We start from the raw sequence: 13,796 nt of genomic DNA on the forward strand, positions 1-13,796 counted from the left end.
AGCCATTTCCATATAGCTCTCTTATGACAACAGCCCAATTCAATACCGTTGAGGAAGCCATTGCTGATATCAATGCCGGAAAGTGTGTCATCCTGGTCGATGATGAAGATCGTGAAAATGAAGGCGATCTGGTTATGGCCGCAGAAAAGGTCACGGCTGATGACATTAATTTCATGGCAAAGTTTGGGAGAGGCTTGATTTGTCTCACGCTGACTCCAGAACGAGTAGACGAGCTCAAGCTTCCGCCACAGGCAACGGTAAATACTGCACCGTTTGGGACGGCGTTTACCGTCTCTATTGATGCCGGTCGAGACATTACCACCGGTATTTCGGCAGCCGATCGTGCCATGACCATTCAAATGGCGGTCAATCAAAACTGTAGGGCTGAAGACTTTGCCAGGCCTGGTCATATTTTTCCGCTGAAAGCCCATCAAGGCGGAGTGCTGAAACGTGCAGGCCAGACAGAGGGATCGGTTGACCTCGCAAAACTTGCGGGACTCTATCCAGCAGGAGTGATTTGTGAAATTATGAATGATGATGGAACGATGGCTCGGGTGCCTGAGTTAGTCGCATTTGCTAAGCACCATCAACTCAAAATTATTACGATTAAAGATCTTATTCAGCATCGACTGCATCGTGAGACCTTTGTCCGGTCCGTGGAAAGCGCCAAAATGCCAACCATATTTGGCCAATTTGAGGCGGTGGTGTTTGAGAACGAACTTGATAGTGGAACACATATCGCGCTGACCAAAGGGGCAATCGATGAATCCCCAACGCTGGTTCGGGTTCATTCAGGATGTTTGACCTCTGATGTTTTCGGGTCTTTACGGTGTGACTGTCGAGATCAACTGCATCATGCGATGGAGATGATCGAACAAGAAGGGAAGGGCGTGCTGCTCTATTTGAACCAAGAAGGGCGGGGCATTGGACTGCTGAATAAGATTCGAGCCTATCATCTTCAAGATGAGGGAAGTGATACGGTTGAGGCAAATCTTAAGTTAGGGTTCAAAGCTGATCTTCGAGATTATGGAATTGGCGCACAGATTTTGGTCCAACTTGGATTGAAGCAGATTAAACTGATGACCAATAATCCCAGGAAAATCGTGGGCATTGAAGGCTATGGATTGACAGTCGTCGAACGGGTTCCGATTGAAATTGCTCCTCAAGAATCCAACGTCCATTATCTCCGGACAAAAAAGGCCAAGCTTGGCCATATTTTGAATAACGTCTAGCTCATTCTATGACTTCGCACGTCGATGCATTTCTCAGTCCTCAGGACACGAACTTTTCATTACTCTGCACCCCTTATCCATTACCTCGTGACAGGACCTCATGATCGAACCACTCGAAGGCGTACTTCAAGCCAAAGATTGTCGCTTTGGCATTGTCGTCAGCAAATTTAATGAATTTGTCACGAGCCGCTTGCTAGCGAGTGCCCTTGAGACGTTGAAACAGTACGGAGCCGTGGAGGAGGATATTCAAATTGTTCGTGTTCCGGGAGCATTTGAAATTCCTCTCATTGCGCAACGATTGGCGGTCTCGATGCGCTATCATGCCGTGCTGTGTTTAGGCGCGGTGATTCGAGGTGAGACTCCACACTTTGATTACATTTGCGCAGAAACGGCACGTGGTATTGCGCACATCAGTCTTGAGACAAACGTTCCGGTGATTTTCGGTGTCCTGACCGCAAATACGGTGGAGCAGGCCATGGAACGTGCAGGCTCATCGGAGCGAAATCGTGGTGCAGATGCCGCGCGTTCGGCTATTGAGATGGCTGCATTGATGGCTCATCCTGTGTTACAGCGATCTTCCAAGGGCTCCAATTCACAAACGACTCCTCGTGACGCCATTGATCCTTTGGAATGTTGGTAGTTAACCTTTCGTCCCAAAGACCATGCGCGATTGACCTATACGAACCAGGGTGGTTGCGTAAGGAGGCTAATGGCTGAGTTGTTGACACGACATGGATCATGCACCAGAACAACGAATCTTTGTCCATGTCCTCTGCGGCGAGGCTAAAAAGGTGATGGTGGGTTTCAAGAAGGGCAGCGCTCTCTTGTATGGCCTCCTATCGTGATATGAGCCAAAAGACCAATTGAACATGCTCTTCAACTTCGTTAGAGTTGGAAACGCTGGTTTTACAATCTATTGTCTTTCATGAATTCTTCAGCACATTCAACCGTGACAACGGAAAAAAAATCATCACCTCATCGTTCGCGTCGTGCGGCGCGACAACTGGCGTTGCAATTCTTATTTCAAGATGAGTTTCAAGAAACGACCGCTCAATCCCTAGACGATTTCTGGGTGGATCATGACGCCACTCCAGAGGTCAAATTTTTCACTGATCAAGTCGTGGCTGGAGTGTTTGCACATCAGAAAGAACTCGATACCGTTATTAATGAATATGCGGTGGAGTGGTCGCTAAGTCGTATGCCGGTCGTTGATCGGAATATTTTACGCTGTGCTCTTTTCGAACTGTTCTGGCTTCCAGATGTTCCGGCCAAAGTCACGATTAACGAAGCGCTTGAACTTGCTAAACGCTTTGCCGATGAGGAAAGTAGGCGCTTTCTGAACGGAATGTTGGATCGGATTATTCAACATGCTCCCCAGCTTGAGGCCAAACGCTTCGAGATTACCGCACAACACCCACCCCAGTCGTCACAGCCACATTCCAGTCCATCACGTAACGCGGGATCTTGCGAAGAGTAAAAAATGATCGCCCGATATTCACGACAGGAAATGTCCAGCATTTGGAGCGAAACGCGTAAGTATGAATCGTGGCTTCGTGTCGAATTGGCTGTCTGCGAAGTCATGGAACAACAAGGAACTGTGCCGCGAGGCGTTGCTGCTCGTGTTCGACGAAAGGTCAGAATTGATCCTACACGGATCGAGGCCATTGAACAGGTTGTCAAGCATGATGTTATTGCGTTTCTCGAATCGGTAACTGAGCAAGCGGGAAAAGAAGCTCGACATCTCCACGCCGGATTGACTTCATCGGACGTTCTCGACACCTCACTGGCTTTGCAAATGTGTGAAGCCACCGATCTGATCTTAGAGGATGTTGGGAATCTCTTAGAGACGATTCACGCGCGTGCGTTCGAGCATCAAGACACCATGATGGTTGGCCGATCGCATGGCATTCACGGAGAACCCATATCCTTTGGTTGGAAATTGGCGATTTGGTATCAGGAATTTCTTCGACAACGCCAACGGATACGTACCGTACGGAATGATATTGCGGTGGGCAAACTCTCCGGGGCCATGGGAACGTTTGCGCACTTGCCGCCGTCTGTAGAAAAGGCAGTCTGTGCAAAGTTGAACTTGAGCCCTGCGCCGATCTCCAGTCAAATCGTTCAACGTGACCGTCACGCTGCGTATGTCTCAGCGTTGGCGTTATTAGCCGCCAGCATTGAAAAAGTCGCAACGGAAATTCGCCATCTCCAACGGACCGAAGTCCTGGAGGCCGAGGAGAATTTTGAGGCTGGACAGAAGGGGTCGTCCGCCATGCCTCACAAGCGAAATCCTGTGGGCTCGGAAAATCTCTGCGGGCTCGCGAGAGTGATACGTGCCAATAGTCTTGCCGCCATGGAAAATGTGGCGCTCTGGCATGAGCGAGATATCAGTCACTCGTCTGTTGAACGCATCATTATCCCAGACAGCACGATCTTAATTGATTACATGTTGGTCCGGCTGACTAAAATTCTGAAAAATCTTCAAGTCTATCCGAAACGCATGATGAGCAATTTACACATGACCGGAGGACTCGTCTATTCACAACGACTCTTGCTGGCATTGGTCAACAAAGGGGCAACTCGAACAGAAGCCTATGAAACGGTTCAGCGACATGCGATGACTTCCTGGAAGAATCAGGGAGACTTTCAGACACTCATTGCGCATGACCCGGTGATTACAACACATTTGTCTCAAAAAGAGATCGCGTCGTGCTTCGAGCCCAAGTCGTATGTTCGTCATCAGAAACACATCTTTGCACGCGTATTTGGCAAGAAGACTGCCAAGTCACAATCTCGTCAGACGGCATCCACATCATCTGCGAAACGTGGGAAACCCACATTACGATCACGATCAAAGCGAGGGTAACGATCATGGAATCAGGAACACTACTCTACGAAGGAAAAGCCAAAAAAGTTTTTGCGACACCAGACCCCGATCAAGTCGTTCAGTATTTTAAAGATGACGCAACGGCCTTTAACGCTGAAAAACGTGGGACGATTTTCAACAAGGGAATCGTGAATAATAAGATTTCTGTACGCTTATTCCGATTGCTTGAGGAAGCCGGAATTCCCACGCACTTCGTTGAACAGATCAGCGACCGAGAAATGCGCACCAAACATTTAAAAATTATTCAGATTGAGGTCGTGGTGCGAAATCGAGCTACAGGAAGCCTCGTGAAACGATTGGGCTTTGAAGAAGGTATGGTGCTTGATCCCCCGCTTGTCGAATTTTTCTATAAAAATGATCCGCTTGGGGATCCGTTAATCACCGAAGACCATATCCGTTTATTGCAGTTAGCGACTGATGCGCAAGTTGTTCAGTTACGTCAAGCCGCGCTACGAATCAATGAGGTCCTTACTCCATTTTTTAAGGACAAGGGCATGATGCTTGTGGACTTCAAACTTGAATTTGGTGACTCAGACGGGCAGCTCATTCTGGCTGATGAAATTTCCCCGGATACTTGTCGGTTTTGGGATATTCAAACAGGTGAACGAATGGATAAAGATCGGTTTCGCAAAGATCTCGGTCGAATTGAAGAAACCTATCAAGAAGTCTTGAAGCGTGTGTGTGCTTGAACGCGAGGTTGGGCAAGGATGAAAGCTAAAATCTACGTGACGCTCAAGTCTAGCATACATGACCCACAGGGGCATGCCATTCATCAGTCGCTTGAGACATTAGGGTTTGACTCCGTGGATACTGTTCGCATTGGCAAATTGCTTGAAGTCAATCTGAAGGAAACTGATCACACCAAAGCAGAAGCTGTCGTGAACGCGATGTGTGAAAAATTATTATCAAATCCTGTCATTGAAGAGTATCGCTTTGAACTCTCATAGGTGTAACGACGGTTACATCGATGAGACTCATCGCTTTGTCAGCAACGCATCGTTCACAATCGACATGTCCTCTTCCTATGATATGACGATGAAAGACGAGATTGCTCCGTGAACGTCGGCATCATCACCTTTCCTGGGTCGAATTGCGATCGGGATTGCCAGCATGTTGTCAGAAATGTCTTGGGATACCAAGCTCACTTGATCTGGCATCGAGAAACGTCTCTCTCAAACGTCGATGTGGTGATACTCCCTGGAGGTTTTTCTTACGGTGACTATCTTCGCACTGGCGCTATTGCTCGATTTTCACCAATCATGGAATCCATTCAGCAGTTTGCCGAAAAAGGTGGCATCGTTCTTGGAATATGCAACGGATTTCAAATATTGCTTGAAGCGGGTCTGCTTCCTGGTGCCATGCTCAAAAATCAGCATCTTTCCTTCATTTGTCAAGATGTGTGCATCAAAGTTGAGAATGCCGAAACGACGTTTACAAACGAGTACACGGCTGATCAAGTCCTGACAATTCCTATTGCCCATGCAGAGGGAAATTACTATGCCGATCCTATGACGCTTTCGGCATTACAGGAGCACGCGCAAATTGTCTTTCGTTACTGTGATACACGTGGAAACGTGACTGCTGAGGCGAACCCGAATGGATCGCTTGAGAATATTGCAGGAATCCGCAATAAGGCAGGAAACGTGTTAGGCATGATGCCGCATCCCGAACGTTGTGCGGAAAGTGTGTTTGGCATGACGGATGGGGTCGGGCTTTTTACATCGCTTCGCCACGCGTTGAATCAAATGGTTGCATAGCGCATTACCCAGAGGGGCAATTGGAAATTTTTCCTGGAGTGTCAATGGATTCAGCAATGTGTTCCGGTAAACCGTGTATTACTGATACCTCGGTTGATGTCGCCACGATTGTTGGTGCCTTAGGAACGGGGCAAAGTTTTGAAGCTGTGCAAGAAGCATTTCATGTGACCTACGAACAAGTGCTCACTGCCCTGCGGTATGCGTCATATGTCACTGACCATTTGCCACTTCGGATGCCTTCCCAACATTCTGAGACGTAACATGTCTTCAACTCACTCTCCAATACAAAAAGAGCTCATCGAGCAACATGGCTTGTCGGAAGACGAATACCAGAACATTGTTCAACACTTGGGACGTGAACCTAACCTGACCGAGTTGGGAGTGTTTTCGGTGATGTGGAGTGAGCATTGCAGCTATAAAAGTTCGCGAGTGCATTTGAAACGCTTGCCGACTGAAGGTGAACGCGTCGTTCAAGGACCAGGCGAAAATGCCGGAGCGGTGGATATTGGTGATGGATTAGCGGCGGTCTTTAAAATCGAGTCACATAATCATCCATCCTTTATCGAGCCCTTTCAAGGTGCCGCGACCGGGGTTGGCGGGATACTTCGCGATATTTTCACCATGGGAGCACGACCCATTGCCTTATTGAATTCGCTTCGATTTGGTGAGTTAGATCTGCCCAAGAATCGTCATTTACTCAAAGGCGTGGTGTCTGGAATTTCCTGGTATGGGAACTGTATCGGCGTTCCGACGGTCGGGGGAGAAATTACGTTCAATGACATCTATTCAAAAAACCCACTTGTCAACGTCTTTTGTCTTGGGATTGTTGAAAAAGATCGCCTGCTAAGGGGGTTGGCGCAAGGTGTGGGGAATCCCGTGTTGTATATCGGCGCGAAAACGGGGAGGGATGGCATTCACGGGGCGACCATGGCGTCAGATAGTTTTGATGATCAGTCTGAAGCCAAGCGACCGAATGTTCAAGTCGGTGATCCCTTCCTTGAAAAGTTACTCCTAGAAGTCTGTTTGGAGTTTTTAGAGAAAGACTTGCTTGTTGGCATTCAAGATATGGGAGCAGCTGGACTGACGAGTTCATCCTGTGAAATGGCTTCTCGCTCCGGCACAGGTATTGAACTAGACGTCACGCACGTTCCCTGTCGGGAACCCAATATGACGGCATATGAAATGCTGCTTTCTGAATCTCAAGAACGCATGCTTTTGGTGGCGAAGCCGGGTAAGGAACAAGACGTCATTGGCATTTGCCATAAATGGGGTATCGACGCCGCAATAATCGGAAGCGTGACGGATGATGGCATGCTCCGCATTAAAGAAGGGGAGACCGTTGTTGCAGAAATCCCTGCTAAGGCTTTAGCCGAAGAGGGACCTCGATATGAACGGCCGTCTCAACCACCGCAATATCAAGATTTGTTACAGGCCCTGGTCATTGAAAATTTACCAGATGTCAAAAACCCTTCTGATGTGCTTCTTGAGTTATTGCAGTCTCCAACGATTGCCAGTAAACGTTGGGTGGCGCGTCAGTATGATTATATGGTTGGAACCAATACAATCGTGTGTCCTGGATCAGATGCCGCGGTCGTCAGGATTAAAGGAACCGATAAAGCGCTTGCTCTGACGACAGATGGGAATAGTCGGTACTGCCTCTTGAATCCGTACATGGGGGGGGGACTGGCGGTTGCCGAGGCCGCACGTAATTTGGCCTGTTCGGGTGCTGAGGCAATTGGCGTGACGGATTGTTTGAATTTTGGGAATCCTGAACGGCCGGATATTATGTGGCAGTTTATTCTGGCGCTTGAAGGAATTAGCGATGCCTGTCGTCATTTCGCAATTCCAGTGGTGAGTGGAAATGTCAGCTTTTATAATGAAACGAATGGTCTTTCCATTTACCCGACTCCCGTTTTAGGCATGGTCGGTCTGATTGAACCGGCATCTCGCGCGATGACGCAATGGTTCAAACATGAAGGCGATCAGATTATTTTGTTGGGTGATACGAAAGAGGACTTAGGCGGCACGGAATACCTGAAGCTCGTGCATGCGCGTGAGCAGGGGAGTCCGCCATGGCTAGACCTTGATCAAGAGTGCGCACTCCATCGCACCCTGCTTCAGGCTATTCGTGAAGGTCTGGTCCAGTCGGCACATGATTGCTCAGAAGGTGGGTTAGCCGTTACACTAGGAGAATGTTGCATCTCACATCCCTCAACGCCACGAGGCGCTTCCGTTCAACTTCGTCAGTTGCAGTTACGATTAGATGCACTCCTGTTTGGTGAAACCCCTTCACGTGCGATAGTGACGGTTTCCTCAGCTCACGTTGATGCCCTTGTCAGGATTGCAAACGAACAAGGAATTCCTGCTGTTGTCATTGGTGAAGTCGGTGGGCAGGAGCTGAATATTTCAGTTATCTCCGACACAGACCGTGAAGTCTGTGCACTCAATCTCCCCGTGGATATTCTTGCCGATACGTGGGGAAATTCTTTGGAACGGCAGATTGATTCATCAGTCAAACCATAAATAGGTACCATGTCTCTCATTTCTCAAGAATCGATTCGTGCGGCTTCCGATAAGTTTCGTGAGGAATGTGCCGTGTTTGGAGTATACGGGCATCAAGAGGCGGCGAATTTAACCTATCTAGGCCTGTATGCCTTGCAGCATCGAGGACAGGAAGGTTCAGGTATTGTCTCGGGCGATGGTGAACGGCTCTATCAACGAAAAGGGATGGGGCTTGTCGCGGATATTTATTCCAAGAAAACGTTAAAAGGACTATCAGGCAATAGAGCCATTGGACATAATCGTTATTCGACAGCAGGAGACAGCGATCTGAAAAATGTTCAACCGCTGACCGTAAATTTTGCCTTTGGCAATCTTGCCCTCGCGCATAATGGGAATCTCATTAATGCGTCGGTTCTGCGTGGGGAGCTGGAAGCCTATGGTGCTATTTTTCAATCAGAGTCCGACAGCGAAGTCATTGTGCATCTGATTGCACATTCCCAGGGGGGGACACTACTGGATCGCGTGATTGATGCGTTGAGCCTCGTGCGTGGAGCCTATTCTCTGCTATTACTAGCCGATGATTTCTTGATTGCAACACGAGATCCCTATGGGTTTCGTCCTCTTTGTCTTGGACGTTACAAAGGGAGCTGGGTCGTGGCATCGGAAACCTGTGCGTTTGACTTGATGGGAGCGGAATTTATCAGAGAAATAGAGCCAGGAGAACTCGTAGTTATTGAGAAATCCGGTATGACCTCCTATCATCCGTTTCCCCCAAAAGCCTCAGCGCAGTGTGTCTTTGAATATGTCTACTTTGCTCGTCCGGATTCCAAGATTTTTGGATCCAATGCCGTCTATTCCATCCGAAAAGCATTAGGCCGTCAGTTGGCCAAGGAATGTCCGGTCGACGCTGACGTGGTGATCCCCGTCCCAGATTCAGGAGTCCCTGCTGCGTTGGGATATTCCGAGGGGGCCGTCATTCCATTTGAACTTGGGTTGACGCGTAATCATTATGTGGGCAGAACATTTATCGAACCGGAGCAAAGTATTCGACACTTTGGCGTCAAGCTGAAGCTCAATGCGGTTCCCGACATTTTAAAAGGGAAACGTGTCATTGTTGTTGATGATTCTATTGTGCGTGGAACGACAAGTCGAAAAATTGTGAAAATGATTCGCCAAGCCGGAGCCAGTGAAGTTCATATGCGAATTAGCTCACCGCCAGTCGTGGCTCCCTGTTTTTATGGGATCGATACTCCCACCCAAAAGGAACTGATTGGCGCACGACAAAGCCTTGAAAACATTCGCAAGTATATTACGGCTGATAGTTTGGGCTATCTCAGTCTCGAAGGCATGCTGCATGTTGCTCCAGGGCAGCCAAGTCACTACTGCAGTGCCTGTTTTACCGACCAATATCCGATTTCCTTCACCCGTGCCGAGCAACTACAACTTGGCTTATTCGAACCCGTGCCATCATCCAGCCAATAACACCCTCTTGTCTTGGCTTTGTTGCTGCCTAAAAAATCACTGTGTTAACATCGTGTATCATTCGCTACACGGTTTCTTTTTTAAGAAATGACCGGCCTTGTTGAGAAAGGAGTGCCTGATGAAACGATATCTCACGATAGGCTGTTGGACGGTGACCCTACTCGTTGCCATGAGCGTTATGAGTTTTTCTGCAGGATTTTTTAAGATAGGAGAACCCGCTCCAAATTTTACGCTCACATCCTTGGATGATCAGTCCCTCTCTCTTGAGTCACTGCGGGGGAAAGTCGTGGTCTTAGGATTATTTCATATTTGTGAACCCTGTTTGATTCAAGGCACTAACCTTCAAAAAGTCTCTGAAGCCATCAAAGGGAAAAATGTGGCCGTGGTTGGCGTGAATTCCTCAGGCGACTCAAAAGATCACGTGAAAGAATTTCTCAAAACTTTTCCTCTACCGGTCACATACCCTTATCTTTTGGACCCAGAGCAAGTCACGGATAAACTCTTTGGTGGAGGGAAATTTATTCCGAATGTGTACATCATTGATCAGCAAGGCGTCATCCGATGGCAACGTGTAGGGAATTTCAATATGGCTGGAGATGATACCATTCTTCAAGAAGTCGAAAAGCTTCTAGACGAAGACTCAGGCTCATCAGCTCTGTAATTATCAAAGCCTCACTAGAATAATTTATAGATACGTAGGAAGGAACCTGAATCGCTTATGGATGAGTTTGAAGCCGGCAAACAAAAGTTTCTTGACGTGGTGCGCAGTATCGACTCAGCAGTCGAAGTCGTGATTCCAACGACCCCGTCGAATAGTCTTTTTCTCATTTCACTGTCTAAGGGAGCGAATCGCAAGTTTATTACCGTTCCTGAAGACGATGTCCTGGATCTTCCGAGCGAAGACGACATTTTGGCCAAAACGACGACGATGCTCAAAGAAGCGATTGGAGCATTATGAAGCAAGTTCTGTCTCGTATTTGGCAATGGTCCTGGTTTTCAGAAGAAAAGCAGATAGACTTTAATGGATATTTGCTCGCGACTGGGGAGCACCGCATCCTCGTTGATCCTCCGCCGTTGACGCCAATTGAGATGACGCAATTACGTCAAGGGGAGCCTATTGATTATATTATCATTACGAACCGTGACCATGAGCGAGAGGCTCAGATGTTGAAAGCAGAGTTGAAATGCCAGTTGCTCGTTCCCGAAAGCGACGTGGCGGAAATGTCCGTTCAAGCCGATAAAACATTCAAGGACGGAGAGTTACTCCCCGGAGGTATTTGGGTCATTCATTTAGCCGATCAAAAATCTCCAGGAGAAAGTGCCCTGTACCTTGAATATGGAAAAGGCGTGCTCATCGTTGGTGATGCACTGATCGGGAAGCCTGCTGGTTCGCTGTCCCTGTTACCAACTGAAAAATATGCCGATGTGGGCAAGGCGCAAGAAGGGTTGCGTCGTTTACTCAAGTATTCATTTGATAGTGTGCTTGTTGGAGACGGTGCGCCAATTCTCACGAATGCGAAAACTGCAGTTGAGCAGACGTTACAGCCGTCTTGATCTGGTGTCAGGCCATGTACGAATCGCAATCAACGCAATTAAATCGTCTTGGGAATCAACATTTTTCGCGTGGTTTCTATACCGATGCGTATCATTGCTATGCTCGGGCCTTAGAAGCCGATCGACAGAGTGGGGATCAACGGGCCTTGTCGATGACATTAGGGAACCTCGGCAATATTTGTGCGGTCAGTGGCCGACGAGAACAAGCTCAAACGCATTACCATGAAGTCCTTGAAATCCAAAAAATTCTTGGCGATGACCGCGGAATAAGTACGACGCTTGCTAATTTAGGAAACTTGTCTGCCGATGCAGGAGAATGGGATCGTGCAAAAGCGTACTATTTAGAAGCCTTAGACTTGATGAATGAGACCGAGGATTTTGCCGGAAAAGCGGTGTTACTTTCTGATCTCGGGCTCGTCGCGAGAGAAACCAATCAATTTGATCACGCGTTACAATACTATCACGAGTCTCTCACCCTTATGCGCCGAGTCGATAATCAAGAAGGACAAGCTGATGTGTTTCGTATGATGGCGCGACTGTATCTTGCGCAACACCGGTATGAAGAAGCCATTGCCTGTACGCAAACAAGTCTCGCGATGGCCGAACGCCTTCACGATGAGCTGCGAATGGGTGGCGCCTGGTACATTCTCGCAAGTTGCCATGAAGCCCAAGGCTTGTGGATCGACGCCATTCATTTTCTAGAGCGTGTCGTGTATGTTGATCAGAAATATCATTTGCCTAAGCTTCAAGAGAACACTCTTCGGCTTGATCATCTTCGTAAACGTGTGTCAGCACTCGAGTCTCCTCATTCATTATGAATCCAACTAATCACCAGGCACCATCTTGGACACAGGTCCGGTCTTATTTACTCACGCATGTACCTGGATGGGATGATACGCAGCCGGACGAACCCTTAACCTTACAACTCGACGATGATGATTGGCTGTTAGAAGTAACTCCAGACGGTGTGCTCATTTTTCAAGCTGGCTATACGCTTGAAGACATGCAAAGTATTCTGTCTGATGGAACGGCAGAAGATTTGGGTTCTGACGAATTGGCCAAACAGGCCAAGTTTTATCTGCAACAAATGGTGTCCAAGCACCGCAAGCGCTTGCAGAGCGAGGGATTTACCGAACGAACGGAAATGAACGATGAGTATGTGGCCATGATGTTCGAGCGTTCACTGGATTTTGGTGACCTTCCTGCCGTTACGGCATCGATTCAACTTCATCGTTCCAAATTTCAGTAACACATAGCCCCAATGGTTCGGCGAAATGCGAGAGATATGATTCTTCCGTTCGCCTCTGTAGAAACCAATCGGCTCAATGCTCACCGATGACAAGGATGCCTTATGATGTCCGCAACGACACGTATTCGAAATTTTGAAGATTTCCGTGATGCTTTCTTTGGATTTCGATTACCTCGGATCATGTTGACAGCGTTAGACCTTGAACTGTTCTCCGTCATGGGGGAAAAGCTCTGGACGGTGAAGTCCTTGGCGAAAACCCTTCAGGTGAGTGAACGGGGGCTGGATATTCTCTGTCGAAACTTAGCGAGTGCAGGGTTGCTTCAGAAACGACACACACGTTATCAATGTGGAAATGTGGCGCAGCGTTTTTTGAATCGCCACAGCCCGCAGTATCGCGGCGCCTATCTTGAGCTGATGCGTCAGCAATGGGATGACTGGACTCACGTGACGCAATCCGTGAAAACTGGTCAAGCAATCGTTGAGAAGGAACCTGAGTCTATTGAATATCGTCGAGTGTTTAGCTGGGCCATGCATGAACGTTCCCTGGACTCTGCTCGTCAAGTTGCGAGGCAACTCAAGCTGACACAGGCGAAATCCTTATTGGATGTTGGGGGTGGTCCAGGAACCTATGCGTTGGAATTTTTAGCCAAGAATCCGAAGTTATCGGCTACACTGTTGGATAGACCTGGAGCACTTGAGGTTGCAAAAGAGATTGCCGCCCCCCTTCGACATGGAAAGCGACTGGCCTATCACTCAGGAGATTTCCTCAAAGATCCTATCCCTGGCACCTATGATATCATTTGGCTGTCAAATGTTATTCATATCTATTCAGCATCGATCAATACACGACTTTTTCGTCGACTTCGTTCCCACCTCAATCCTGGGGGGCGACTGTATATTCAAGATACTTTTTTGTTGGATAACCATGGGCTCCGACCAGCAGAAACTAACCTTTTTGCCGTGACAATGCTCTTATTTACGGAAAGTGGTAATACCTATCGTGCCGTTGATATTCAGGCATGGCTTAAAAAATCTGGCTATGTACGTCCGGGAATGACCGCTCTTCAAAAGGGAACTGGAGATTGGGATGGCATGTTGATCCACGCATTCCGATAACCGAATTCCATCATCTG

At 48.0% G+C, this 13,796-nt stretch carries 16 protein-coding genes; all 16 read left to right on the forward strand.

Annotated elements, in window-relative coordinates:
• Positions 1-23 precede the first annotated feature (23 nt).
• The 16 genes from ACWHX8_RS08720 to ACWHX8_RS08795 all read left to right on the forward strand — a co-directional run bounded on the left by ACWHX8_RS08720 (position 24) and on the right by ACWHX8_RS08795 (position 13,779).
• Positions 24-1,232, forward strand: a complete 1,209-nt coding sequence (locus tag ACWHX8_RS08720) for a bifunctional 3,4-dihydroxy-2-butanone-4-phosphate synthase/GTP cyclohydrolase II (protein ID WP_447971565.1) — start codon at positions 24-26, stop codon at positions 1,230-1,232.
• Between the two features lie 103 nt (positions 1,233-1,335).
• Entirely contained in the window at positions 1,336-1,872 is a 537-nt protein-coding gene (gene ribH / locus ACWHX8_RS08725; RefSeq protein ID WP_447971892.1) for a 6,7-dimethyl-8-ribityllumazine synthase, read from the forward strand.
• A gap of 285 nt (positions 1,873-2,157) precedes the next feature.
• Positions 2,158-2,709 carry a transcription antitermination factor NusB gene (gene nusB, locus ACWHX8_RS08730; RefSeq protein WP_447971566.1) on the forward strand — a complete coding sequence of 184 codons (552 nt, stop codon included), beginning with the start codon at positions 2,158-2,160 and terminating at the stop codon, positions 2,707-2,709.
• A 3-nt stretch (positions 2,710-2,712) separates the two neighbouring features.
• A complete protein-coding gene (purB, locus tag ACWHX8_RS08735; protein WP_447971567.1) occupies positions 2,713-4,098 on the forward strand; it encodes an adenylosuccinate lyase in 1,386 nt (461 codons plus the stop codon).
• Between the two features lie 5 nt (positions 4,099-4,103).
• Complete coding sequence (gene purC / locus ACWHX8_RS08740; protein ID WP_447971568.1) at positions 4,104-4,808, forward strand: phosphoribosylaminoimidazolesuccinocarboxamide synthase; 705 nt, start codon at positions 4,104-4,106, stop codon at positions 4,806-4,808.
• Between the two features lie 18 nt (positions 4,809-4,826).
• The gene (gene purS / locus ACWHX8_RS08745) at positions 4,827-5,066 is read left to right on the forward strand and encodes a phosphoribosylformylglycinamidine synthase subunit PurS (RefSeq protein ID WP_447971569.1); all 240 of its coding nucleotides are present in this window, start codon (positions 4,827-4,829) and stop codon (positions 5,064-5,066) included.
• A 108-nt stretch (positions 5,067-5,174) separates the two neighbouring features.
• Complete coding sequence (purQ, locus tag ACWHX8_RS08750) at positions 5,175-5,876, forward strand: phosphoribosylformylglycinamidine synthase subunit PurQ (protein ID WP_447971570.1); 702 nt, start codon at positions 5,175-5,177, stop codon at positions 5,874-5,876.
• Positions 5,877-5,920: 44 nt separating this feature from the next.
• The gene (locus ACWHX8_RS08755; RefSeq protein ID WP_447971571.1) at positions 5,921-6,136 is read left to right on the forward strand and encodes a DUF433 domain-containing protein; all 216 of its coding nucleotides are present in this window, start codon (positions 5,921-5,923) and stop codon (positions 6,134-6,136) included.
• 1 nt (position 6,137) lies between these two features.
• Positions 6,138-8,399 carry a phosphoribosylformylglycinamidine synthase subunit PurL gene (gene purL, locus ACWHX8_RS08760; protein WP_447971572.1) on the forward strand — a complete coding sequence of 754 codons (2,262 nt, stop codon included), beginning with the start codon at positions 6,138-6,140 and terminating at the stop codon, positions 8,397-8,399.
• A 9-nt stretch (positions 8,400-8,408) separates the two neighbouring features.
• Positions 8,409-9,860 carry an amidophosphoribosyltransferase gene (gene purF, locus ACWHX8_RS08765; RefSeq protein ID WP_447971573.1) on the forward strand — a complete coding sequence of 484 codons (1,452 nt, stop codon included), beginning with the start codon at positions 8,409-8,411 and terminating at the stop codon, positions 9,858-9,860.
• 118 nt (positions 9,861-9,978) lie between these two features.
• On the forward strand, positions 9,979-10,521 hold the full coding sequence (locus ACWHX8_RS08770; RefSeq protein WP_447971574.1) for a peroxiredoxin family protein: 543 nt from the start codon (positions 9,979-9,981) through the stop codon (positions 10,519-10,521).
• 57 nt (positions 10,522-10,578) lie between these two features.
• The gene (locus ACWHX8_RS08775) at positions 10,579-10,818 is read left to right on the forward strand and encodes a hypothetical protein (protein WP_447971575.1); all 240 of its coding nucleotides are present in this window, start codon (positions 10,579-10,581) and stop codon (positions 10,816-10,818) included.
• On the forward strand, positions 10,815-11,414 hold the full coding sequence (locus ACWHX8_RS08780) for a hypothetical protein (RefSeq protein WP_447971576.1): 600 nt from the start codon (positions 10,815-10,817) through the stop codon (positions 11,412-11,414). The genes ACWHX8_RS08775 and ACWHX8_RS08780 overlap by 4 nt, the downstream gene beginning before the upstream one ends.
• A 14-nt stretch (positions 11,415-11,428) precedes the next feature.
• Entirely contained in the window at positions 11,429-12,232 is an 804-nt protein-coding gene (locus ACWHX8_RS08785; protein WP_447971577.1) for a tetratricopeptide repeat protein, read from the forward strand.
• Positions 12,229-12,663: a hypothetical protein gene (locus ACWHX8_RS08790; protein ID WP_447971578.1), complete on the forward strand. Its 435-nt coding sequence runs from the start codon at positions 12,229-12,231 to the stop codon at positions 12,661-12,663. Before ACWHX8_RS08785 ends, ACWHX8_RS08790 begins: the two co-directional genes overlap by 4 nt.
• A gap of 102 nt (positions 12,664-12,765) precedes the next feature.
• A complete protein-coding gene (locus tag ACWHX8_RS08795; protein ID WP_447971579.1) occupies positions 12,766-13,779 on the forward strand; it encodes a methyltransferase in 1,014 nt (337 codons plus the stop codon).
• The last annotated feature ends 17 nt before the right edge of the window (positions 13,780-13,796 follow it).

The sequence above is a fragment of the Nitrospira sp. M1 genome, from assembly GCF_965152605.1.

Excerpts from the sequence above, each read along its gene's own strand:
- ACWHX8_RS08720 (WP_447971565.1), top strand. The coding sequence starts at position 24 with ATGACAACAGCCCAATTCAATACCGTTGAGGAAGCCATTGCTGATATC.
- nusB (WP_447971566.1), top strand. The coding sequence starts at position 2,158 with ATGAATTCTTCAGCACATTCAACCGTGACAACGGAAAAAAAATCATCA.
- purB (WP_447971567.1), top strand. The coding sequence starts at position 2,713 with ATGATCGCCCGATATTCACGACAGGAAATGTCCAGCATTTGGAGCGAA.
- purC (WP_447971568.1), top strand. The coding sequence starts at position 4,104 with ATGGAATCAGGAACACTACTCTACGAAGGAAAAGCCAAAAAAGTTTTT.
- purS (WP_447971569.1), top strand. The coding sequence starts at position 4,827 with ATGAAAGCTAAAATCTACGTGACGCTCAAGTCTAGCATACATGACCCA.
- ACWHX8_RS08755 (WP_447971571.1), top strand. The coding sequence starts at position 5,921 with ATGGATTCAGCAATGTGTTCCGGTAAACCGTGTATTACTGATACCTCG.
- purL (WP_447971572.1), top strand. The coding sequence starts at position 6,138 with ATGTCTTCAACTCACTCTCCAATACAAAAAGAGCTCATCGAGCAACAT.
- purF (WP_447971573.1), top strand. The coding sequence starts at position 8,409 with ATGTCTCTCATTTCTCAAGAATCGATTCGTGCGGCTTCCGATAAGTTT.
- ACWHX8_RS08770 (WP_447971574.1), top strand. The coding sequence starts at position 9,979 with ATGAAACGATATCTCACGATAGGCTGTTGGACGGTGACCCTACTCGTT.
- ACWHX8_RS08775 (WP_447971575.1), top strand. The coding sequence starts at position 10,579 with ATGGATGAGTTTGAAGCCGGCAAACAAAAGTTTCTTGACGTGGTGCGC.
- ACWHX8_RS08780 (WP_447971576.1), top strand. The coding sequence starts at position 10,815 with ATGAAGCAAGTTCTGTCTCGTATTTGGCAATGGTCCTGGTTTTCAGAA.
- ACWHX8_RS08785 (WP_447971577.1), top strand. The coding sequence starts at position 11,429 with ATGTACGAATCGCAATCAACGCAATTAAATCGTCTTGGGAATCAACAT.
- ACWHX8_RS08790 (WP_447971578.1), top strand. The coding sequence starts at position 12,229 with ATGAATCCAACTAATCACCAGGCACCATCTTGGACACAGGTCCGGTCT.
- ACWHX8_RS08795 (WP_447971579.1), top strand. The coding sequence starts at position 12,766 with ATGATGTCCGCAACGACACGTATTCGAAATTTTGAAGATTTCCGTGAT.